Genomic DNA, 21,996 nt, shown 5'->3' on the forward strand with positions numbered 1-21,996 from the left:
ATGCAGATTAATATTGGTATGGATGATGCAACACGGCAGGAAATTGCCAGCGGCCTGAGCCGCCTGCTGGCTGATACTTATACACTTTATCTGAAAACTCACAATTATCACTGGAATGTGACGGGTCCCATGTTTCAGACCCTGCATGCCCAGTTTGAAGTCCATTATACGGAACTGTGGGCGGCCATTGACGTGATTGCAGAGCGGATTCGCTCTCTCGGTGAAAATGCGCCGGGGACTTACAAGGAGTTCGCCAAATTGACATCCATTCCCGAGGATGACGGCATCCCGGCTGCGGAAGACATGATCCGTAACCTGGTCGAAGGAAACGAGACGGTAAGCCGCACAGCCCGTTCTATCGTGCCGCTGGCTGCGGATGCCGGGGATGAGCCCACTGTTGGGATCCTGGGTGACCGTATGGAAGTGGCGGAAAAGAACGCCTGGATGCTGCGTTCGCTGCTGAATTAGAGTTTTTAAAGCCGGGCTTCCTGCCCGATATGGCAAAATAGATTTAAACCGTGTAAAGGTAGCTCCAGTTTTCTGGAGCTGCCTTTTTTAGTCAGGATTTTGATGAAATACGAACTTGTTATTTTTGATTGCGACGGCGTGCTGGTGGACAGTGAGCCCATTGCCAACCGGGTCCTCCGGGATGCCCTGGCGGATGAGGGGCTGGAAATGTCCCTGTCGGACGTTATCGCGGAATTTGTCGGACTGAGCATGACCTCTGTGGTGAAACGGTCGGAGGAGCTTTTGGGGCACAGCCTGCCAGAGGATTTTCTCGACCGCGTACAGGCGGAAACGTTCGAGGTTTTCCACCGGGAACTGGTAGCGGTGGAAGGTATTCATGATGTTGTGGCTTATCTCCAGGAACAGGGAATCAAGAGCTGTGTGGCGTCCAGCGGCGATTTTTCCAAAATGGAAGTGACTCTGGGGCTTACAGGCCTGAAAGAGGACTTCGATGGCCGGATTTTCAGCTCAAGCCAGGTGAGTCGCGGCAAGCCGTGGCCGGATTTATACCTGTTTGCGGCGAATCAGATGGGGGTAGACCCGGCCCTTTGCCTGGTTGTGGAAGACAGCCTGCCGGGTGTGCGGGGGGCCGTAGCGGCCGGTATGGATGTGCTGGCCTACAGTGTGCGTGGGGAATGCGACGGGCTCCTGAAAGCCGGAGGTCTCGTCATTCGCCGAATGACCGAGGTTCTGGATCATCTGTCCTGATCTGTGAACAATAATTAGCCACCAATGCCATGTGACTATTTATTGTGCACATTAGGGATTAAACAATCGTTTGATAACATATTGAGAATAATGGCAAATTCTCCATATTTGGCGACGAGCATTGCAAAAAATGCAGACCTTGTGCCTCAGATTTGAGCGTTAAATTTCGTCTCGTCCGGATAATTTTGCGGTGCCAAATCATCTGAAAGAGGCAAAAAAAATGCCGGGACGAGCCCGGCATAGTCAAAAATATAGGGAGGCTTCATGTCTGGGAGACAATGAAACAAACTGTAACTTATATATGGGAGGCATATAAGCCACAGCACAAAGCAACATGATGTCACTTTGAAGATATTGCAATGCAACATCTTTTATCAATATAGGTGCGAAAAAGGATGTTGTAAAGGGTATTTTTGTGAAAAAAATGTTATAAAGAAAGAAAAAACGAGCTTCTGTATACATTCTTCGCAATATAATGCGGTGCAAAAATATATGTACTTTATGATATGGCGCAAAGCCAAAAAAAATGCCGGGACAAAGCCCGGCATAGTCAAAAATATAGGGAGGCTTCATGTCTGGGAGACAATGAAACAAGCTATAATCTTCATCTGGGAGGACATCCGATCATAGCGCCTGAAATTACTTGGGAGGTTCTTTCAGGAGATGATGCAACGCAACATCTGAATTAAACATAGCCACATCGCTCTGATGTGACCACCATTGAAATCACAACACAGATATGCGCCAGACGCATGGCTTGAAATCAGAAGCGGGTGCCCTTGAACTGCTGGATGATATAGTCTCTGAAGGCTGCGATACGCTTCGAGGTGCGAAGTTCCTGTGGATAAGTAATATAGGCGTCAAATTCAGGCCCTTCTGTTTCTTCCAGCACCCTCACCACATTCATGGAGCCCTGGACCAGGTAATCAGGCAGGGCGGCGATGCCGATACCTGCCTTGACCGCCTGAAGTACACCGTAAATGCTATTGACCCGAAGGATTGGTTTGCGCGGTTCCAAAGTGCCTTCTGTCAGGGCCCAGTTCATGCCCTGCACGGGGATGGTAGGCACTTCGCCATAAGAAATCAGATTGTGATCGTCCAGGTCATCCACGGTTCTCGGACGCCCCTTGCGGCTCAGATATTCCGGTGAGGCGTATAGATGGTGGTGAAACGTGCCCAGCCGCTTCTGGATCATTTCCAGATGTTCCGACGGGCGGAAACGGATGGCCACATCGGCTTCCCTTGTGGTCAGGTCCAGATCCTGGTCGGATACGATCAGCTGGACATCCACTTCCGGGTACTTTTCGATAAAACCGCGAATATGATGCATCATCCATGTTGAGCCGAAGCTGAGGGTCGTGGTGACCTTCAGCTCTCCCATGGGCACGTCGCTGCCTTCAAGAAGTTGCTGTTCAGTGAAATGGATTTTCGAGACCACGTCCTCGGCCGTTTTGAACAGCGTTTCCCCCTCGTCCGTGAGGCTCAAGCCACGGGCATGGCGATTGAAAAGGGAGACATTCAGACTTTCTTCGAGAGATCTGATCTGTCGGCTGACCGCCGACTGGCTGAGGTTCAGTTTTTCGCCCGCATGGGTGAAGCTGCCTGAAGAAGCCACAGTGTGAAATATTCTGAGTTTATCCCAATCCATCATGTCAATCGTTCACTCGAATGCTGCCATATAGAAACTATTTATAGTGTAAAGGTTAACTTTGCGCTGCACCAATAAAAAAGGCGGGAATATTCCCGCCTTTCTGGAAGAATTTGGCTAAGAGCCTAAAGCTCTTCCGCATGTGAGGCGAGGTAGCTTGCCACACCTTCCGCGGTGTCTTTCATGCCTTCTTCGCCTTTCTGCCAGCCGGCAGGGCAGACTTCGCCATGCTCTTCATGGAACTGCAAGGCTTCGACCATGCGGATGCTTTCGTCCACGTTACGGCCCAGCGGCAGGTCGTTGATGACATAGTGGCGGATATTGCCTTCCTTGTCGATCAGGAAGCTGCCGCGCAGGGCAACGCCGGCGTCTTCAATCAGAACGCCGTAGTCGGTGGCAATCTGTTTGGTCAGGTCGGCAACAAGGGGAAATTTGATCTGTCCCAGACCGCCTTTGTTGGTCGGGGTGTTGCGCCATGCATAGTGAGAGAACTGGGAATCAACGCTTACACCGACAACTTTGGTGTTCAGGGCAGAGAACTTGTCCATGCGGTTGCTGAAGGCAATGATTTCTGACGGACATACAAAGGTGAAGTCCAGCGGATAGAAAAAGATGAGGCCATAGCTGCCTTTCAGATATTCTGACAGCGTAAGTTCCTTCATTTCATCATTTTCCATGACAGCCTGGGCTGTGAAGTCGGGGGCTTTCTGACCGATAAGATGTGACATTTCAGTTCTCCGTTTGTGAGTTTTCTGTGGGTTCTGAATTTTAGAATTGTTCTAATAAATAGAAGAATCAGCCTTTAAGTCAAGATGTATTTTGGCAGCGAAAAGCGCTTCTTCGGAAGCAATATAGTCTGAAAATTTTCCCCTGGGAAGCGCCGCTTAATTTTACCAAAATATTAATACAAGTCTTTGGTTTCATAAATGTTTCTTAATGTATTTCACAGAACATGTAGGTCATATGCGTGAACTATCAAGAGGTCACATGAAATGAAAATAATACCGGAGAATTTCAGAAAGTCTGTGAAGGCTTTGGCGACCGGGCGGGAAAATGCCTTATTGTCACAGGGCATTAAAGCTCTGTATCGCAGGTTATGGCAGGACAATCGGGGGATGTCCGGTGTTGTGATGGTTGCCACTATTATTCCAATCATCGCGATCGTTGGCGTGGCGACAGATGTCAGCCGCGCTTATATTGTCAAGCAGCGTCTGGGGACAGCTCTAGACGCCGCGGCTCTGGCCGGCGGCCGTGTGCTGAACGAGGAAGCGGCAGTGCGCCGGACCCAGATTCAACAGTATTTTTCCGCCAACCTTCCCAACGGATTCATGGGCGCGACCGTGGAAGGCCCATTCGAGATGGACGCGGACGGTAATGTATTGCCCGAAAATTATGAATATTCCGCCAGCGAGAAAGTACTTCGCCTGGAGGCCAGGGCAAATGTCAGTACGGTATTTATGAAGATTTTTGGTCATGATGCCATGAATGTAAGCACTGAAACCGAGGTAACGAAGGAAATTTCCCTGCTGGATGTGGTGGTTGCCATCGACCTTTCCGGGTCAATGAATACAGACGATATGGACGGCAACACCAGGATTTATGCCGCCAAGGAAGCCGCCAAGACCATGATTAATGTCCTGTTCGGCGACAATCTGCAGAACAACCTTCTGCAGATCGGCATTGTGCCCTGGTCCGGGTCTGTCAATATCACTGGCAATGGCACAAAATACGGTTTCGAATCCGATGGCGTCACGCCGGTGGGTTCGGCGGATCTCTTTACGACAGTTGCAGTGACTCCAGCCGTGGCCAACCCCTATGAAATTCAGAACTACTCCTTTAATAAGTTATGTACCGGTCCTGGTTGGAACCCGGACTGTACGGCCGAGCTGCCCGGTAACGGCTACGAGGTGCTGAAAAATTATCAGGCCACGGTAAACAATATTTATTATGCCCACAACGCACCATCTGTTCCGCTGTTGGCAGAGCCGGAGTCAGGCTGGACAGGTTGTGTCTATGCCCGCTATGCCCGCGAGGAGGCCTGGGAGTATAAAAATACACCGGATTCCGACAATGATACGTCTCTGGATGAGGCGGCGGATATCTATGATGGTCCGGTAGACATTGTGAACGGAAAATCCTGGATCGGCTGGTATCCGATCGGATCGGAAATCGAATACCGTAACTACATTGAATTCGACCTGGATAATGACGGTGAAATCGAATACGGAGAAAGGTTCTTTGACGGTTATCGTTGCGACCTGGGCCGTCTGAGCAATCAGACACATAATTGTACGCCCTGTCCCGAGTATGGCATCACCAAGCTGCAGCACGACAAGCAGGTTGTCTGGGATGCTGTGGATGATCTCGAAGCCACTGACGGCGGGTATACAAATATTCCCCAGGGACTTGTCTGGGCATGGCGTGTGTTGACGCCGGGGCTGCCGTTTAACGAGGCATCCGTTCTGGCCAATAACACCAACACCATTAACCGGGCCATTATTCTACTCACTGACGGCGAAAACACCAGGCGTTCCGGCGATACCTATAACCGGATGCTGTCCGACCGTGACCAGAGGCTTCTGGACGTGGCCAATGCCATCAAGAACGATCCGAACAACGACATTAAGATCTATACGATCCAGTTTGCCGAAAGTAGCGGGGATCTGGCAACCCTGCTGACTGCTGTGGCGACCGATGCGGATCACTATTATTTCGCACCGGATGCGGATACGCTGAACTCCATCTTCGAGGAGATCGCCAATGAGCTGTCCAGCCTGAGGCTGTCCAAGTAATCCTCTGCGGGATATTCTTCAACATATCATCAAAAAAGGCGCTCAAGCGGGTGCCTTTTTTGCTATCTTGTCGGAAAACCTATAACGAAGGGGCGGAATAGTTGATGTCCAGCGCGTATTTTCCCGAAGGCACCAATATCGATTGGCTTGACCTGCCTGACGGCATGAGGCTTCGCACTGCCGCGATCATGCCTGCCTGTGAAGTTCGGGGGCAGGTTGTTGTGATTAACGGTCACCGGGAATATATGGAGAAATACCGGGAATTCTTCCAGGAGTTCCTCGACCGGGGCTTCCAGGTTTTCAGCATGGACCTGAGGGGGCAGGGCCTGTCCGGCCGGCTTCTGGAGGATCGGCACAGAAGCTATATCGACAGTTTCGATCTCTATCTTTCCGATCTTGCCCAAATGATGTCCCACTACGGGTTGCTTGACCGGCAGGACCGGCATCTCCCGCTTTTTCTAATGGGGCACTCCATGGGGGGGCATATTGCCTTTCGCTTTCTGCATGATCATCCGGATGTTTTTGACAGGGCAGTGCTTCTGTCGCCCATGATGGGGATCAACCTAGGCCCGCCGGTCAAAGCCATGATGTCCCGCTGGTGGATAGAATTTTCCTGCCTGTTCGGCTTTGACAAGGAATATGCGCCGGGACAGGGCCCCGGACTGGGAGAGGGGTTTGAACCTCTGGTCCGTGAGCTACTGACCCATGACCTGTCCAGATATGAAACGGAAAACCGCGTCATTGCGGCCAATCCGGACCTTTATTCGGGTGGCGCCACCTTCCGCTGGCTGAAAGCGGCACTGGACAGCATTTTTGTTATAAAGCAACGCGGCTATGCGGAAGCCATCCCGTTGCCTGTTCTGGCTCTTCTGGCGGAAAAGGAGAAGCTTGTTGTCAATAAGGAGGCTCAGGATATCCTCGGACGTTTGCCTGAGGGCAGGATAGAAATCATCAAGGGAGCGTTCCACGAAATCTACCGGGAAACAGACGAAGTCCGCCGTGAAATGTGGCGGATCATGGATGAATTTCTAGCTGTTTAGGATATCCAGAACCTGGGTATGCAGGGTCCTGTCACCGCAGGCGACAATTTGACCACCCTGGTCCGGAGAACCGCCGTCCCAACAGGTAACAAATCCGCCGGCATTTTCGATAATGGGGATCAGGGGCTGGATATCATAGCTTTCGAGGCCGCTTTCGATCACCACATCCATATGGCCTGACGCCACCATCATATAGGCGTAACAGTCATATCCGTTGCGAACCATATTGGCCTTTGCCGCCACTTTCTCGAAGGCCGCACGGTCATCATCAGTGGCGAACAGCTGTACCGGATCAGTTGTGGACAGGGTGGCCCGGGAAATATCGGGACAGGAGCGACAGCTGATGGCATTGCCGTTCAAAGTGCTGCCCAGCGGGGACCCGATATATCTTTCCTTCAGATAGGGCTGGTCCATCATGCCGACCACCGGTCCGCTGCCGTTATTCAGCGCAATCAGGGTTCCCCAGAGTGGGATGCCGGCGATAAAGGAACGCGTGCCGTCAATAGGGTCGATAATCCAGTTCATTTCCGCACCGGCTCCGGAAAAGTTTTCGCTGCCGTGTTCCTCACCGATAAGATTGTGATCGGGATACTTTTCATGGATGATCCGGCGAATGACCTCTTCGGCATCCTGGTCGGCTTTTGTCACCGGGTCAAAGTCGGACTGCAGCTTGCTGCCCTTGTTGGTAACATTCAGCGGGGCGCGGAAAAGATTAAGGGTAACCTCTGCTGCGGCATCACCGAGGATATGCAGAAAATCGACATATTCCTTGATTTCATCGGGATTTAGGTTATCTGACATATGTATGTATCATTCCAAAGCTTGACGCCGGGAAAGCGGGCCTGTTTCATTCTGTGTCAGGGATTTTCGCAGGATTGTCAAGAAGTGAAGTCTGAAAGAGTATGATCGAAACATATGATTTCATTGTCATTGGCGGCGGAATTGCCGGCGCTTCAGCGGCCTGGTTCCTCAGTTCGCATGGCCGTACCCTGATTCTGGAACGGGAAGATTTTCCAGGATATCATACCACGGGCCGGTCGGCGGCTTTTTTTGCGGAAACTTATGGCAATTCGGTTGTCCAGAAGCTGACCCGTGCATCGGGTGCTTTCCTGCTATCACCGCCAGAGGACTTTTCGGATACAGCGCTGGTGACCGGACGAGGGGCCGTATATGTCGCCACCCCGGAGCAGCAGGATGTTCTGAAGCAATCCTTTGAGGTCAAGAAAGCAATCAGTCCGGAAATCAGTATGCTGACCGCCGTGGAAATCGCGGACAGGGTTCCCTGCCTGCGCCGGGATTATGCCGTAGCCGGCTACCTGGAGCCGGGGTGCAGGGATATTGATGTACACGCCCTGCATCAGGGCTATCTCAGGGGGATCAGGGCGAGGGATGGCCACATCCTCTGCAACCGGCCTGTACGTCGGCTGGAAAAACAGGCCGGTGGCTGGCGTGTCGAGACAGATGGAGGCGCCTTCGAGGGCCGCATCCTGATTAATGCTGCTGGCGCATGGGGGGATGAGGTTGCCCGACTGGCCGGCCTGCAGGGGATAAATCTTGAACCCCGCAGGCGTACCGTTATCTGCCTTGACGTGGACAATTCCGGCAACCTTTCCCCGGAGATGCCGCTGGTCCTGGACACAGAAGATCGCTTTTATTTCAAGCCCGAGGGGGGCGGTGTACTGCTCAGCCCTTGTGATGAAACGCCGATGCCGCCCTGTGATGTGCAGCCGGAGGAAATTGACGTGGCCCGGGCCATTGACAGGTTTGAGGCGGCCACCGACTTGAAAGTACGTCATGTCAGGCGCAAATGGTCTGGTCTCAGAACATTTGCAGAGGATCGTTCACCGGTGGTCGGTTTTGATCCGTCCTGTGAGGGTTTTTTCTGGTGCGTGGGGCAGGGAGGATTCGGTATTCAGACATCACCGGCCATTGGCCGGCTTGTGTGCGGTCTGATTACAGGTAAAGAGGACAGCATGGACCTCCCGGTCGCTGAAATTTCACCTGTTCGTTTCAGGAGGTGATTATTTGCCGATGCGCGGATGATCGCCTGAAGAAGGGCCAAAGCTTTTCTGCAGGGTCAAGCTGCTGTCTTTGGCTAAATCAATAGCTTCAGTGAGGAGCCCCAGAATTTCTACATTATTGTTGAGGACGTGCTGGGCTTCCGGCCGTTCATCGTCCATGATCAATGTCGCCCGTTTGATAATATCCTTACGGATAATACTCAGAATATCTTCCAGCTTGAAACCGTCCGGATTTTCGTCAGTCACCAGAAAATGTGTCATTTTTGAAACCTTTTTGTCCGTTAACCTGCAGATCTTACAAAAAAGCCATTAAGGTTAGGTAAACAAAAGATTATCTGTTGCGATTGTTTTTCAGTCTCTGACGAGCGCCGGAAATAATTTCTGATCGTTCTTTCAAGGACTTGTCTTGCCAGTTGAATAATTCGCTCCGCAACCGGCCACAACCGATGCACCATTCGCCTGTTTCATCAAGCTGACAGGTACCGATGCAGGGGCTTTCTATGTTTTCGGGATTGGTCATGCAGGTGTTTTTAACACAGGTTTTTGCAGCCTAACGTGAAAAAAAGCCGGGCGAACCCGGCTTTTCCTGTATTCCTGGTTAGCTGGCCTTGGCGGTGCGCAAGGCTCTTTTTCGGTCATTAGGGTCAAGATACCTCTTGCGCAGGCGAATGTTCTCTGGCGTGACTTCCACCAGTTCGTCATCATTGATGTAGGCGATGGCTTCTTCCAGACCCATTTTCTTGGGCGGGGTCAGCTTGACGGCATCGTCCTTGCCGGAGGCCCGGACGTTGGTCAGTTGCTTGCCTTTGATCGGATTTACATCGAGGTCATTGTCCCGTGAATGTTCCCCGATGATCATGCCTTCATAAAGATCTTCCTGCGGGTTGACCATGATGATACCGCGTTCTTCCAGGTTCCACAGAGCGTAGGCGACGGCCTTGCCGTTACTGTTTGAAATCAGTACACCCTGGCGACGCCCTGCGATGGCGCCCTTGTAGGGACCATAGCTGTGAAAGACCCGGTTCATAACACCGGTGCCCCGGGTATCGGTCAGGAACTCGCCATGGTAACCGATCAGGCCACGTGACGGGGCAAGGAAAGTAATCCGGGTTTTGCCGGCGCCACTGGAGCGCATATCAGTCATTTCGGCCTTGCGCAGGCTCATTTTCTCAACTACACCGCCGGAATATTCTTCATCCACATCAACAACAACTTCTTCATATGGCTCCTGCTGTTCACCGGTTTCCGGGTCCTTTTTAAGCAGAACCTGGGGACGGGAGATGGAAAGTTCGAAACCTTCCCGACGCATGGTTTCAATCAGAACGCCAAGCTGCAGTTCCCCGCGTCCGGCAACCTCGAAGCTGTCCTTGTCTTCACTTTCGGTAATGCGGATGGCCACATTGCCTTCGGATTCCCGTTCCAGGCGATCCCGGATCAGACGGCTGGTAACCTTCTTGCCTTCGCGTCCGGCAAGCGGGCTGTCATTGACGCTGAATTTCATGCTCAGGGTTGGCGGGTCGATAGGCTGAGCCTGCAGAGCTTCCGTTACTTCAGGGGCACAGAAGGTATCAGCGACGGTTCCGACGGACAAACCGGCAATGGCAATAATATCGCCTGCCTGGGCTTCATTCACAGGTACGCGCTCCAGGCCGTGGAAGGACATCAGCTTGCTGGCGCGGCCCTGTTCCACAACTTCGCCTTTGGCATTCAGAACTTTGATCGGGTCGTTGACCTTGATTTTTCCGCTCTGCACACGTCCGGTCAGAACACGGCCCATGAAGTTGTCGCGGTCCAGAAGAGTCGCCAGCATGGTAAAAGGTTTGGCAATATTGTCTTCTGTCGCGACTTCCGGGGCCTTGAAATGGCTGATGATAGTTTCAAACAGAGGGGCAAGGTCCTTGCGCTCTCCTTCCAGTTCCGTATCGGCCCAACCATCACGGCCGGAGGCGAACAGGGTCGGGAAGTCAAGCTGTTCATCATTGGCATCCAGGGCGACAAACAGGTCAAAGACCTCATCATGCACCTCATCGGGACGGCGGTCAGGTTTATCCACCTTGTTGACCACCACAATGGGTTTCAGGCCGAGGGCCAGGGCTTTGGAAAGTACAAACTTTGTCTGCGGCATGGGGCCTTCGGCAGCATCCACCAGCAGGATCACACCGTCCACCATGCTGAGAATGCGCTCAACCTCACCGCCGAAATCGGCGTGGCCGGGAGTGTCCACAATATTGATGCGGGTACCGTGCCATTCCACAGCCGTACATTTGGCAAGAATGGTGATGCCGCGTTCCTTTTCCAGGTCATTACTGTCCATGGCCCGCTCTTCAACGCGCTGGTTATCACGGAAAAGGCCGCTCTGGCGGAACATGGTATCCACCAGGGTTGTTTTGCCGTGGTCAACGTGGGCAATGATGGCAATATTACGTAACGTCATGTATTTAAACTCGTATCAATTAAAACTGTTGATCTGCCACCCGCGAACGCCTATCACTGTGCGGTGCAATATAGGGCAAAAATTCGGCGCAGTATAGCCATCCTGCGGCCTTTGTCCATGTGAATCTATTATGACGGGAGGAATTGATGAAAGCCATGATCGTCAGGGAAAACGGTCCCTTGTCCAATTTGCAGCTTGAGGAAGTTGCTGATCCGGTCGCCGGTCCGGGACAGGTGGTTGTTGGTGTCAGGGCCTGTAGTGTCAATTTTGCTGACAGTTTGATGGTGGAAGGTACCTATCAGGTCAGGCCGCCGAAACCCTTCAGCCCCGGTCTCGAAGTTTCCGGATATGTGGCCGAACTGGGTGAGGGGGTGACAGGCTTCGCCGTCGGAGATCAGGTTCAGGCATTGACCAACTGGGGCGGTTTTGCTGAAAAGGTAGCTGTGCCCGTCGATGCCCTTCTCAAGGTACCCGCCGGCATGCCCCATGAAGATGTTGCAAGTTTTGTGGTGGCCTATGGCACGAGCCACGTGGCTCTTGATTACCGGGCACGATTGCAGGCAGGTGAATGGCTCGTGGTCACCGGTGCCGGCGGCGGTGTCGGACTGACGGCGGTGGAAATCGGCCACCTGATGGGGGCGCGGGTGATTGCCCTGGCCGGGGACGACGACAAGCTTGAGGTGGCCCGCAGCAAAGGCGCCGAATTTACCGTCAACTACAAGGACGAGGACGTGCGCGAACGGCTCAAGGAAATCACAGAAGGCAAGGGTGTCAATGTGGTCTATGATGCGGTCGGCGGCGATATTTTCCGGGCCTGCTTCCGGGCCATGGCGCCGGAAGGCCGGATCCTGGTGATCGGTTTTGCCAGCGGTGATATTCCCCAGGTGCCGGCCAATCATCTTCTGGTCAAAAATATTGAACTGATCGGATTTTACTGGGGGGCCTACAAGGAATTCAAAAATCAGGTGCTGGTGGACAGTGCAAAACGGCTCTTGCAATGGTATGAAGACGGCAAGATCAAACCGCATATCAGTAAAAAATTCCCTCTTGAAGAGACTGTGGAGGCAATTCGCTCTCTTCGGGACAGAAAGTCATCCGGGAAGGTGGTGGTCATGATGGGGGCCGATGCTTAGGGAATTTCTCCAGCATCTTCTGATATCTGCAGATCCCGCGGTGAAGTCCCTGGGCTACGTGCGGGAATCAATAGCCATTGAAAGCCGTTATAAACGGTGTCGCAACGCTTGGCAGAGCCATCTGGAGGCCTGCCGTCGGGAAATACTCCTGGCCGCGGGCAGCCTGACCCCGGGAAGTCATATCGTTATTGTCGGATCCGGGGGACTTTATGATGTGCCCCTGGAGGAATTGCGGGAGCGCGGCTTGCGGCTCAGTCTGGTGGATATTGTCCATCTTCCGGCCACCCGCAGGCGTTACCGACAGGATGAGGATGTTCATTTTATCGAAGTGGATGTCACTGGCCGGGTGGATGAGGTCTATTATCGACAGGATCTGGTTGCGGGTTCTCCGCCGGACTTGGCGCTTGATTCTCCGCCGGATCTGGTTGTTTCGCTGAATATATTGTCACAATTGGCTCTTGTGCCGGCCAAGTGTCTTGAGAAAGCCGGGGTGCTGGTGGAGAGTAAGTTCACTGACACGATCATGCTTCAGCATCTTGACTGGCTGGAGCACTTTGGATGTCCGGTAGTGCTCTTGTCAGATATGACTCGGAACTACCTTGAAAATAAAAGCCTTCTCGAGCAGGAGAAGGCTTTGCCGGACAGTATCCGGCAAAGGCTTGGCAGTCCGCAGCTTGAATGGGATTGGCATATTGCGCCGCCCGGTGAAGTTGATCGGAGGTTGGAAATCTGCCATCGGGTTGGCAGTTGGAAAATTTCGCCAAAGGTCAGGAAGGATTCCTGATTTTTCTGATTCATTAGCCATCTATTAAGTTCTTCTCCGTATCATTCTTCGTCATTCTGATATGCAACGAAGTTAGGGTAGTGATGAGCATTCTCTCCGAACAGGAACTCGAAAATCTTTATGAATCTGAGGCACTTGACGAAGCCCGTGATGTGGCAGGAAATCTAGAGGTGCGTCTGCAGCAGGTGCTGAGCGGTGAAATCAAGGGGGAAAAAGCCAAGGCCACGCTGGCCCAGGACGCCTCCAATCTGCGTCTCAAGGTCAAAGCCGTAAAATTGCCGGGTCTGTCCGCCATCTGTCAACGTCTTGATGACTATCTCTGGCATATGGACGAGATCAAGGATGGGAACATCAAGGATCTGCAGCAGTTCAGTGACAAGATTATGAGCCTTCTGGATGGGACGTCGGCACCGGTTGAAGATGTAGCCGCCGATATCCAGGCGCTGCCCCATCACTCAACCTTTGAGGTTGGCGAGGTCAAGAAAACCGATAAGGATGTGACATTGGTTCTTCCGCAAAAAGCGGCGGCCCGGGTGGTCGAGAGAGAGCTTGTGGAATGCGGTTACCGGGTGTCTACTGTGCTGGATTCCCTGGATGCCTTTGAAATTATTCTGGAGACTAAACCGGACCTGGTGATCACCACTGCAGTTATGCCGCGCCTGTCCGGAATCGATCTGGCCTGTGCGTTGAAATCCATGCCGACAACAAAGAATGTTGCCGTGGCGATATTGACCAGTATGGAGCTTGATCATCCGGATCTGAAAGCTCTTCCCATGAGTGTGGGAATTATCCGGCGCGGCGAACATTTCGGCAACGACCTGGCGGAAGTGTTGCAGCGTTTCGGGATTACCTGATCATTAGAGGATGCTGTGCGGAGCAGGTTTTGCAATATTTAACTAACTGTTGTTATTGGTATTTTTTGGTAACAAAAACGTAACAATAGAGTTGTTATCCGTCGGATTTTAAATTAACTATAGATATCGAAATGTCTCATGAGTTGGGGTGTGTGTTATAGTTTTAAGCGGGGCAAGACATGAAAATTCATTCTTTTTTGCTGGCAGGTTCTCTGTTTTTGGCAAGTTTTTCCACGGGGCAGGCACAGAATAATTCTGAATATATGGAAGACATCCAGGAGGCGGATCAGCAATTCCTGCTGGAAAATTTCTCCAGAGCTGAAAGTCTCTATAATGATGCAAAGTCACATGCATCCAGCGCCAGTGAAAAGAGTTATGTTCACTACAAGCTCGGGACTGTGTATCTGCGCCTGAATGACAAAGTCAGGGCCCGGCAGGAATGGCGTAGCGGTCTGGAAGTTCTTGAACAGGATGGCGGGAATGCCGCCATACAGCTTCATCTGAAGCAGGCGCTTCGCAACAACGGTCTGTAATCCGGTTTGATCAAATATTTGCGGCGGCCACTGACAGGATCAGCAGGCCGGCGATGACGACTGCCCGTTTGCCCTGGTATGGCAACTGGATTGGCAGGTGCCTGCCGATATTGTCGGCCATCATGATCAGTGAAAGCAGGATAATGGCCGGTGATAGCGAGGGCTTTTCCATGACAATCGCCAGCAGGCAGGTCAGGATTACCAGAAATGACGGGAAGAAGCCGGCTGCTCCCAGTGGGAAACGCCGCTTGGGCAAATTAAGAATGGTATAGCCCGCCAGAGCCGAGACATAGGCCAGCAGGATATCACCGGTGACGCCCTGACCATCTGACCAGGCGATGATCATACCACCGAGGCCAACAGCGCAAAGCGGCAGGGCAAGATCAAGCCCGTCCTGCCAGTCCTGTTCCATTTTCAGAAAATATCCCAACGCCAGAATGGTGACCAGGGCAAGTCCCCTGAACTCGGCGCCGCTGAAACTCAGGGCGTCCGACGGTGAAAATGTCCAGAATACACCTGCCACAGGAATAACCGATTTGAAGAAAATATTGGCAGCGTCGAGACCGGGAAAACGGTCCAGCAGGAACCCGTATAAAAGCGAGAACAGACAGAGATAGGTCAGGACTTCTTCTTGTCCGGAGGCGGGCCAGCCAGGTAAACCGGCATAAATGGTCAAAGTGACGAGGAAAGCGACAACGAGAGAGGAACTGGCCAGCGTGTTGCCAAGTCCTTCACCCATGTAAAATCGTAAAAGGGCCATCATGGCGACTGTCAGGAGAAATGGCAGCAGGCCTAAAAGTATATAGGGGTCGTTAAAATCGATCATGCTGTCCCGTGGTCGTCCTGCCCGTGTATATATTGTTTCTGAAGTCGCCGGGGTGCCGGCAACCAAACAATGTCGCAAAACGAATCACCCTGCAAGAAAAATATAAAACCGATTATTGCCGCGTCGGACATACATCAGGGCTGTGATATTTCTGCAGGAAGCTACTGTGATATTTTGGCCGGAATTTTTCCTGATCCGAATGTATCCTTTTGAAAATCAAGGATTTTCCAATAAAATATAACATGTTGCATATTTAGCACAGTGTGACATTTATGTTAATGCTAAGTCGTTGTAAAATAATAACTTTTTTCTTCTTGATTTTACCTGGCAAGTCACTACATAAAGAGGTGAGCGTTGTTCTTGGTGTAGGAATACACGCTTGAGCCCTACGTGGGCGTTTCCTCCCTAAACTTGGGCCATGTCCTTTGATGTGGCCCTTTTTTATTTCTCTTTTTTCCAGCCCGATCAGGACATCAGGTTAAGGATTTCCCTGTCCAGTTTCAGGGAGAGATCGGTAATACACTCCTGCAGTTTCTCAAACCCCTGATTAAGCGATAAATCTTCCTCATTCAGATAGAGTCTGCGGTTGAGCTCGATCTGGATGGCATGCCTGCCTTGTGCCGGTTGGCCATAGTGAACGGTATTGTAGCCGCCCGCATAGGGGGCATTAAACCTTATGGCCAGTCCTGCGGATTCAAAATGTTCTGCCACAAAACGGGAGATTTTCCTGTTGCAGCTTTTGTCAAAGTTGTTGCCGATGACCACATCGGCCTGTCTGTCTGATGGCAGACGGGAATTCATGAAGCGGTAGGAAGGCATGGAGTGGCAGTCCACAAGAAGGTAATAGCCATGCTGCTCACGTGTCATGTCCAGGAGCTCGTTAAGGGCCTTGTGCACCGGACGATACACTTTGTCGAGCCTGGCCTGTGCGCAGTCGTATGTAAGCTGGTTTTCCGTGTAAATATCTGCGCCATCATAGGTTTTTATGGGAATGACGCCAAAACCGCGGGCCACTTTCTCACTTCTTATGCATCTGATATTGCGCGGACAGTTATTCAGACTATGAGGATCCAGTTCACGTACATCGCGGTTGGTGTCGACGTAAATTCTGCCGTAAAGATTTTTAAAAAGGCAGGAGCCGGCACTGGTGATGCCGCTGACGACCTCGTCCATGCGGCTGTCTCCAGACTGGTGCAGCTTTACCTCGTCTCCTTCATAAATACGCAGAAACTCTTCGGGCAGGTAACGGCCGCTGTGCGGACTGTTATAGACGATACCGTTCGAAGAGGTGTCGGGGGAAATAATCGAATATGTTTCCATGGGGGTCCTGGGTTCCGGCCCTCAAAATATCTATTTCAGGGAGATCAAAGATAAACAAAAGCGAAACAATGGTCCAAATATTTTGTGGAAAAATTAAGATTTCAAATATAGTTTATGAATATATTTGATATTTTCTAATGGTCGGGAGCCCGTGTGGGATTTCCAGACTAAAATTTAAGGGTACACTCAGTGGCGCGAATTTTGTTGGCCGAAGATGATGAAACCATGCGCAGTTTTCTGGCGCGTTCTCTTGAAAAGGCCGGATACAAGGTGATTTCCGTAGGAACTGGAACGGATGCCCTTCCGCTGCTCGCCGGCGGCGGATTTGATTTGTTGCTGACCGATATCGTTATGCCCGGCATGGACGGCATCGAGCTGGCCCGTCGTGCAACCAAAATGCAGCCGGATTTGCAGGTCATGTTTATTACAGGTTTTGCTGCAGTGGCCATGGATAAGACAAGAGACAGGCCGACCAACTCCAAGGTTTTGCAGAAGCCATTCCATCTCAAGGATCTGGTAGACGAGGTGGATCGCCTATTTGTCGCTTGATATCTTGCTGTCAGACAAGTATTTTAGAGAAATATTTAGATACTAAAGTGGCCTTCCGGAGGTCATCACAGCACGACAGGGTGAACCTTGGTTAATCCGACCATTTTGCTTGTTGAAGATACACTTCCACTTGCGTCCATTTATAAGGAATACCTGAGCGAAGAAAATGTTCAGGTCATTCATGTGGCCACTGGCGGAGAGGCCTTCGACTATCTCGAACAGGGGCGTCCCGAGGTTGTTCTTCTGGACATGCAGCTTCCCGATATGGACGGGATGCAGATCCTCGAGCATATTTCCGAAAAGAAAATAGAGACCAGTGTGGTTGTCATAACGGCCCACGGTTCCATTTCCCGGGCTGTGGACGCCATGCGTCTTGGCGCCTTTGAATTTTTGCTCAAACCCTTCGACAAGAGCCGGCTGGTCTATACCGTGAGAAATGCGCTGGAGAGGGTGCGGCTGAAAAAGGTCGTTCATACCTATCAGAGCCAGTTCGAGGAGCGACGGGAATTCTGCAGCATGCTGGGCAGCTCCCTGCCCATGCAGTCGGTTTATAAAATCATCGAAAATGTGGCCGGCAGCAAGGCGACCGTATTTATTACCGGTGAGAGCGGCACCGGCAAGGAGCTGGCGGCCGAGGCCATTCACGAGCTGAGCCCGCGCCGGGACAGGGAATTTGTGGTGCTCAACTGCGGGGCCATTCCCAAGGACCTGATGGAAAGCGAGATTTTCGGCCATGTGAAGGGAGCCTTCACAGGCGCCATCGACAATCGTGAGGGAGCGGCGCTCAGGGCCGACGGGGGCACCCTGTTCCTTGATGAAATAGGGGAGATGGATATCGACCTGCAGGCCAAGCTGCTGCGTTTCATTCAATCCGGTACTTTCCAGAAGGTGGGCAGTACCGATACCCAGAAGGTGGATATCCGTTTTGTTTGCGCCACCAACCGGGACCCTCTGAAAATGGTGGAACAGGGGCTGTTCCGGGAAGATCTCTATTATCGCCTGAATGTGGTGCCGGTTCACATGCCGCCGCTCAGGGAAAGAGGACGGGATAAGCTGGAAATAGCCTATGCCCTGCTTGATAATTTTACCCGGGAAGAGGGTAAGCATTTTGTTCGTTTTTCTCCTGAAGTGGAGAAAGTTTTCCTGCATCACCCCTGGCCGGGCAATGTGCGCCAGATGCAGAATATCATCCGTAACGTCGTGGTACTGAATAACGGCGAGGAAGTCAGCATGGATATGTTGCCGGCACCGTTTAACAACTATACGGTAGGTACACCGTCCATAACGGCAATTGAACAGGTGGCCCGCGCCGGTGACAATGTTGTGGTCCTGCCGAAAATGTCCCCCAAGGCCATTCGTCCGTTACAGGATCAGGAACGGGAAATTATCGAGGAGGCGATCCGTCTGTGTGACGGCAATATCACCAGGGCGGCAGGATATCTGGAAATTAATCCGTCTACCATTTACCGCAAGATGAAGGGCTGGAAAGGTCCGCTTCTCAGCTGAAATAGTTTTCAATTATTCGTCGCCTTGCCGACCCAGCCAATCATTTACAATGCCCCCCGGTTGGCTTTAAAATAGCCGGATCCTATTCGAAAACCGGGTGCAAGTCCCGTGACCTCATGTAAGGAAGTACTCATGGCAGACGCATCCCGGGCTGCAGCCCGTCCCCAGACCAAATATCTCAGCGATTATCGGCAAACAGACTATGATATCGACAAGGTCGATCTCCTGTTTCAGCTTGAAGAGGGGGTGACGCATGTTACCTCGCGTCTGCAGGTGCGACGCCGTGCAGGCGGCCTCGACACACCGCTGGTTCTGGATGGCAGCCACATGAAGCTGGTTTCCGTGGAGCTGGATGGGGAGCAATTGCCGGAGGGGGGCTATGAAGTCGGCGAGGAATCCCTGACCATCAACGGCCTTCCGGAAGAATTTGAATTGGTCATTCGCAATGATATCGATCCGTCCACCAATACGGCACTCGAGGGACTTTATATTTCCAAAGGGATGTACTGTACCCAGTGTGAAGCGGAGGGGTTTCGCCGTATAACTTATTTCCTCGACCGTTCCGACGTGATGGCCACTTACAGGGTCAGGATCGAAGCGGACCGGGAAAAATATCCGGTGTTGTTGTCCAACGGCAACGAAGTGGACCAGGGCCTTTTGGGCGAGGGACGGCATTTTGTAGTTTGGGATGATCCATTTCCAAAACCCTGTTATCTCTTTGCCCTGGTGGCGGGCGACCTGGATTTTCTGGAGGATCACTTCACTACCAAGTCCGGACAGAAGGTCACGTTAAGGCTTTTTGTCGCTCCCCGGGATCTGGACAAATGCCGGCATGCCATGGACAGCCTGAAAAAGTCCATGAAATGGGATGAGGAAGTCTATGGCCTGGAATATGACCTGGACATTTTCAATATTGTCGCGGTCAGTCATTTCAATATGGGGGCCATGGAAAACAAGAGCCTCAACATCTTTAATACAAAATGTGTTCTGGCCAATCCCAGGACGGCGACCGATGCAGATTTTGCTGCAGTTGAGGCCGTGGTGGCTCATGAATATTTCCATAACTGGACCGGTAACCGGGTCACCTGCCGGGACTGGTTCCAGCTCAGCCTCAAAGAGGGCCTGACAGTCTTCAGGGATCAGGAATTTTCCGCTGATATGGGGTCCCGCGCGGTGAAAAGGATTGAGGACGTCCGCATGCTGCGCCAGTATCAGTTTGCCGAGGACAGTGGCCCCATGGCGCACCCGGTTCGTCCTGATAACTATATTGAAATCAATAACTTTTATACGGTCACGGTTTATGAAAAGGGGGCGGAAGTGATCCGCATGTACCATACCCTGCTGGGACCGGAGAACTATCGCAAGGGTATTGATCTCTATTTTGAGCGTCATGACGGCCAGGCAGTGACCTGCGATGATTTTCTGGCGGCAATGCAGGATGCCTCCGGTGCGGATCTTGAACAATTCAGCCTTTGGTACAGCCAGGCGGGTACACCGGAAGTGACGGTGGAAAGCCGTTACAGTGAGGCTGATAATATTTTTGAACTGACCCTGAGCCAGACTGTGCCGGATACACCGGGGCAGACCGGGAAAAAGCCCATGCATATTCCGGTGGCGGTTGGGCTCGTAGGCCTTGATGGTACTGACCTGCCATTGCAGCTGGAAGGCGAAAATGCCCCCCTGGATGTGAATGGTACACGGGTTCTGGACCTCAAAGAAGCCAGCCAGACCTTTCGCTTTGTCAATGTACCGGAAAAACCGGTTCCTTCGATCCTGCGCGGATTTTCCGCACCTGTGAAGCTGAACGCCGGGCTGGATGAGGATCAGTTCCTGTTTCTCCTGGCCCATGACAGTGACAGTTTCAACCGCTGGGAAGCGGCCCAGACTTTGTCTGCCAACATCATTCTGGGGCTGGTGGATGACCTGGCCGCCCACAAACCCATGGCGCTTGACCAGAAGTTCATTAATGCCATAGGCAAGGTGCTGGACGAAGAAACGTTGGACAATGCCTTCAAGGCGGAAATTCTGTCCCTGCCGTCTGAGGCCGTGCTCGGCCAGATGCGCACACCGGTGGATGTGGATGGCATTCATGCAGCCCGGGAATTTGTCCGCGGCCAGCTGGCTCACGCGCTGGAAGGCGAGTTTCGCGGTATCTACACCCTGTGTGATGATCAGGGCGGCTATGAATTCAGTCCGGAAGCAGTTGGGAAACGGCGCCTGCGCAATATGGCGCTGGGGTATCTGATGGAACTGGGCGAGGACGACATTGGCAAGCTTGCCATCAAGCAGTTTATGAATGCGGACAACATGACCAACGAGATTGCCGCCCTGGCGGTGCTGGTCAACAGTGACAGCCCGGCGAGGGAAGGGTCACTGGCGACTTTCCATGACAAATGGAAGGATGAGCCGCTGGTTCTGGATAAATGGTTCTCGGTCCAGGCAACAAGCCGTCGCGCCGATACTCTGGAAGCGGTGAAAAGATTGCGCCGCCATCCCGACTTCGATATCCGCACGCCAAATCGGGTACGCTCGCTGGTCAGTGCCTTCTGCGCGCTTAATCCAGTGAATTTCCATGATAAATCCGGACAGGGCTATATATTCCTGGGCGATATTCTGGAGGAACTGGACCCTATAAATCCGCAGATATCAGCCGGGCTGGTGCGGCCGCTGACACGCTGGAAAATGTATGATGCGGATCGTCAGCAATTGATGAAAAAGGCCCTGATGCGGATCCTGTCCTTCAAGGGCCTGTCCCCGGATGTCTATGAGATCGTGTCAAAAAGTTTGCAGTAGCTGTCAGCTCGGATTCTTCGCATCCGCCTCATCAAAGCGGGTCTGCAGTTTCTGCTGAATATTGGTCATGGTGCCGGGCAGGATCGATTGCATGAACTGTTGGGTTTGCATCATCATTTTAGGCATCAGGGCCATGCTTTTTTTGCCGGTTGGGGACTTGTAGAATTCCAGCATAACCTTGAGGTCCTCAAGGGTGTAGTTTTCAACTATGAAACCGGCGCTAAAGGCAGCGGTCCGGTTGGTGACTTTGTTCATTTCCTCTTCGAAGACTTCCTGAAAAATGGCGACTTTCTCATCAGAAAGTTTGCCCTGGAGATTTTGCAGGTTGGTCTTCAGTTGCTCACCGACGGCAAACAGGCTTTTGTTCATGGTTTCCGTCATTCGAGATTCTTTCATGATCTCGACAACCAGTTTCTGCTTTTCAGTGGTCTCGTCTGCAAGAGCCGGAAAAGCAAACAGAATGAAAGACAGGGCGGTGAGAATACGCATGGGAAGCTCCCGAATTGTCTGAGTTGAAGGTGTTTTCGTTCTGCATTGTAGCGTAGTCT

21 protein-coding genes are annotated in these 21,996 nt (G+C 52.1%); 12 read left to right on the forward strand and 9 right to left on the reverse strand.

The window, feature by feature from the left end; all coding sequences use genetic code 11:
* Both ACN0YD_RS04510 and ACN0YD_RS04515 read left to right on the forward strand, forming a co-directional pair.
* A complete protein-coding gene (locus ACN0YD_RS04510) occupies positions 1-468 on the forward strand; it encodes a Dps family protein (RefSeq protein WP_417317454.1) in 468 nt (155 codons plus the stop codon).
* Between the two features lie 102 nt (positions 469-570).
* Positions 571-1,215 carry an HAD family hydrolase gene (locus ACN0YD_RS04515; RefSeq protein WP_417317455.1) on the forward strand — a complete coding sequence of 215 codons (645 nt, stop codon included), beginning with the start codon at positions 571-573 and terminating at the stop codon, positions 1,213-1,215.
* A gap of 763 nt (positions 1,216-1,978) precedes the next feature.
* On the opposite strand, the gene ACN0YD_RS04520 is transcribed toward ACN0YD_RS04515, so the two are convergent.
* Positions 1,979-2,866 (reverse strand): LysR family transcriptional regulator, encoded by an 888-nt coding sequence (locus tag ACN0YD_RS04520; protein WP_417317456.1) that lies wholly within the window; start codon positions 2,864-2,866, stop codon positions 1,979-1,981.
* Between the two features lie 122 nt (positions 2,867-2,988).
* Positions 2,989-3,591 carry a peroxiredoxin gene (locus ACN0YD_RS04525; protein ID WP_417317457.1) on the reverse strand — a complete coding sequence of 201 codons (603 nt, stop codon included), beginning with the start codon at positions 3,589-3,591 and terminating at the stop codon, positions 2,989-2,991.
* A gap of 264 nt (positions 3,592-3,855) precedes the next feature.
* Here ACN0YD_RS04525 and ACN0YD_RS04530 point away from each other — a divergent pair, with 264 nt between their 5' ends.
* Both ACN0YD_RS04530 and ACN0YD_RS04535 read left to right on the forward strand, forming a co-directional pair.
* On the forward strand, positions 3,856-5,655 hold the full coding sequence (locus tag ACN0YD_RS04530; RefSeq protein ID WP_417317458.1) for a vWA domain-containing protein: 1,800 nt from the start codon (positions 3,856-3,858) through the stop codon (positions 5,653-5,655).
* 104 nt (positions 5,656-5,759) lie between these two features.
* Complete coding sequence (locus ACN0YD_RS04535; protein ID WP_417317459.1) at positions 5,760-6,695, forward strand: alpha/beta fold hydrolase; 936 nt, start codon at positions 5,760-5,762, stop codon at positions 6,693-6,695.
* On the opposite strand, the gene hisN is transcribed toward ACN0YD_RS04535, so the two are convergent.
* Positions 6,684-7,496, reverse strand: a complete 813-nt coding sequence (gene hisN, locus ACN0YD_RS04540; RefSeq protein WP_417317460.1) for a histidinol-phosphatase — start codon at positions 7,494-7,496, stop codon at positions 6,684-6,686. The genes ACN0YD_RS04535 and hisN overlap by 12 nt on opposite strands.
* 101 nt (positions 7,497-7,597) lie before the next feature.
* Here hisN and ACN0YD_RS04545 point away from each other — a divergent pair, with 101 nt between their 5' ends.
* Entirely contained in the window at positions 7,598-8,716 is a 1,119-nt protein-coding gene (locus tag ACN0YD_RS04545; protein WP_417317461.1) for an NAD(P)/FAD-dependent oxidoreductase, read from the forward strand.
* On the opposite strand, the gene ACN0YD_RS04550 is transcribed toward ACN0YD_RS04545, so the two are convergent.
* From ACN0YD_RS04550 to typA, 3 genes are all read right to left on the reverse strand, one after another.
* Positions 8,717-8,977, reverse strand: coding sequence for a histidine kinase (locus tag ACN0YD_RS04550; RefSeq protein ID WP_417317462.1), 261 nt, complete (start codon positions 8,975-8,977; stop codon positions 8,717-8,719).
* Between the two features lie 70 nt (positions 8,978-9,047).
* Complete coding sequence (locus tag ACN0YD_RS04555; protein ID WP_417317463.1) at positions 9,048-9,236, reverse strand: DUF1289 domain-containing protein; 189 nt, start codon at positions 9,234-9,236, stop codon at positions 9,048-9,050.
* Positions 9,237-9,314: 78 nt separating this feature from the next.
* Positions 9,315-11,150: a translational GTPase TypA gene (gene typA, locus ACN0YD_RS04560; protein ID WP_417317464.1), complete on the reverse strand. Its 1,836-nt coding sequence runs from the start codon at positions 11,148-11,150 to the stop codon at positions 9,315-9,317.
* A 146-nt stretch (positions 11,151-11,296) separates the two neighbouring features.
* Between typA and ACN0YD_RS04565 the strand changes: the two genes are divergently transcribed.
* The 4 genes from ACN0YD_RS04565 (at position 11,297) to ACN0YD_RS04580 (ending at position 14,454) form a co-directional block, all read left to right on the forward strand.
* Positions 11,297-12,283, forward strand: coding sequence for an NADPH:quinone oxidoreductase family protein (locus ACN0YD_RS04565; RefSeq protein ID WP_417317465.1), 987 nt, complete (start codon positions 11,297-11,299; stop codon positions 12,281-12,283).
* Positions 12,276-13,067: a hypothetical protein gene (locus ACN0YD_RS04570; protein WP_417317466.1), complete on the forward strand. Its 792-nt coding sequence runs from the start codon at positions 12,276-12,278 to the stop codon at positions 13,065-13,067. Before ACN0YD_RS04565 ends, ACN0YD_RS04570 begins: the two co-directional genes overlap by 8 nt.
* 83 nt (positions 13,068-13,150) lie before the next feature.
* Positions 13,151-13,921, forward strand: a complete 771-nt coding sequence (locus tag ACN0YD_RS04575) for a response regulator (protein ID WP_417317467.1) — start codon at positions 13,151-13,153, stop codon at positions 13,919-13,921.
* Between the two features lie 179 nt (positions 13,922-14,100).
* Positions 14,101-14,454, forward strand: a complete 354-nt coding sequence (locus ACN0YD_RS04580; RefSeq protein WP_417317468.1) for a hypothetical protein — start codon at positions 14,101-14,103, stop codon at positions 14,452-14,454.
* A gap of 10 nt (positions 14,455-14,464) precedes the next feature.
* On the opposite strand, the gene ACN0YD_RS04585 is transcribed toward ACN0YD_RS04580, so the two are convergent.
* Both ACN0YD_RS04585 and ACN0YD_RS04590 read right to left on the reverse strand, forming a co-directional pair.
* The gene (locus ACN0YD_RS04585) at positions 14,465-15,280 is read right to left on the reverse strand and encodes a hypothetical protein (protein ID WP_417317469.1); all 816 of its coding nucleotides are present in this window, start codon (positions 15,278-15,280) and stop codon (positions 14,465-14,467) included.
* A 465-nt stretch (positions 15,281-15,745) separates the two neighbouring features.
* Positions 15,746-16,600: an N-formylglutamate amidohydrolase gene (locus ACN0YD_RS04590; RefSeq protein WP_417317470.1), complete on the reverse strand. Its 855-nt coding sequence runs from the start codon at positions 16,598-16,600 to the stop codon at positions 15,746-15,748.
* A 189-nt stretch (positions 16,601-16,789) separates the two neighbouring features.
* Here ACN0YD_RS04590 and cpdR point away from each other — a divergent pair, with 189 nt between their 5' ends.
* From cpdR to pepN, 3 genes are all read left to right on the forward strand, one after another.
* Positions 16,790-17,149, forward strand: coding sequence for a cell cycle two-component system response regulator CpdR (gene cpdR / locus ACN0YD_RS04595; protein ID WP_417317471.1), 360 nt, complete (start codon positions 16,790-16,792; stop codon positions 17,147-17,149).
* An 87-nt stretch (positions 17,150-17,236) separates the two neighbouring features.
* Positions 17,237-18,655: a sigma-54-dependent transcriptional regulator gene (locus tag ACN0YD_RS04600; protein ID WP_417317472.1), complete on the forward strand. Its 1,419-nt coding sequence runs from the start codon at positions 17,237-17,239 to the stop codon at positions 18,653-18,655.
* 132 nt (positions 18,656-18,787) lie between these two features.
* Positions 18,788-21,448, forward strand: a complete 2,661-nt coding sequence (pepN, locus tag ACN0YD_RS04605; RefSeq protein WP_417317473.1) for an aminopeptidase N — start codon at positions 18,788-18,790, stop codon at positions 21,446-21,448.
* A 3-nt stretch (positions 21,449-21,451) separates the two neighbouring features.
* Here the strand turns inward: pepN and ACN0YD_RS04610 are convergent, their stop codons facing one another.
* Positions 21,452-21,937 (reverse strand): DUF2059 domain-containing protein, encoded by a 486-nt coding sequence (locus ACN0YD_RS04610; protein WP_417317474.1) that lies wholly within the window; start codon positions 21,935-21,937, stop codon positions 21,452-21,454.
* Positions 21,938-21,996 lie beyond the last annotated feature (59 nt).

The organism is Emcibacter sp. (assembly GCF_048269205.1).
Classification (GTDB): Bacteria; Pseudomonadota; Alphaproteobacteria; order Sphingomonadales; family Emcibacteraceae; genus Emcibacter.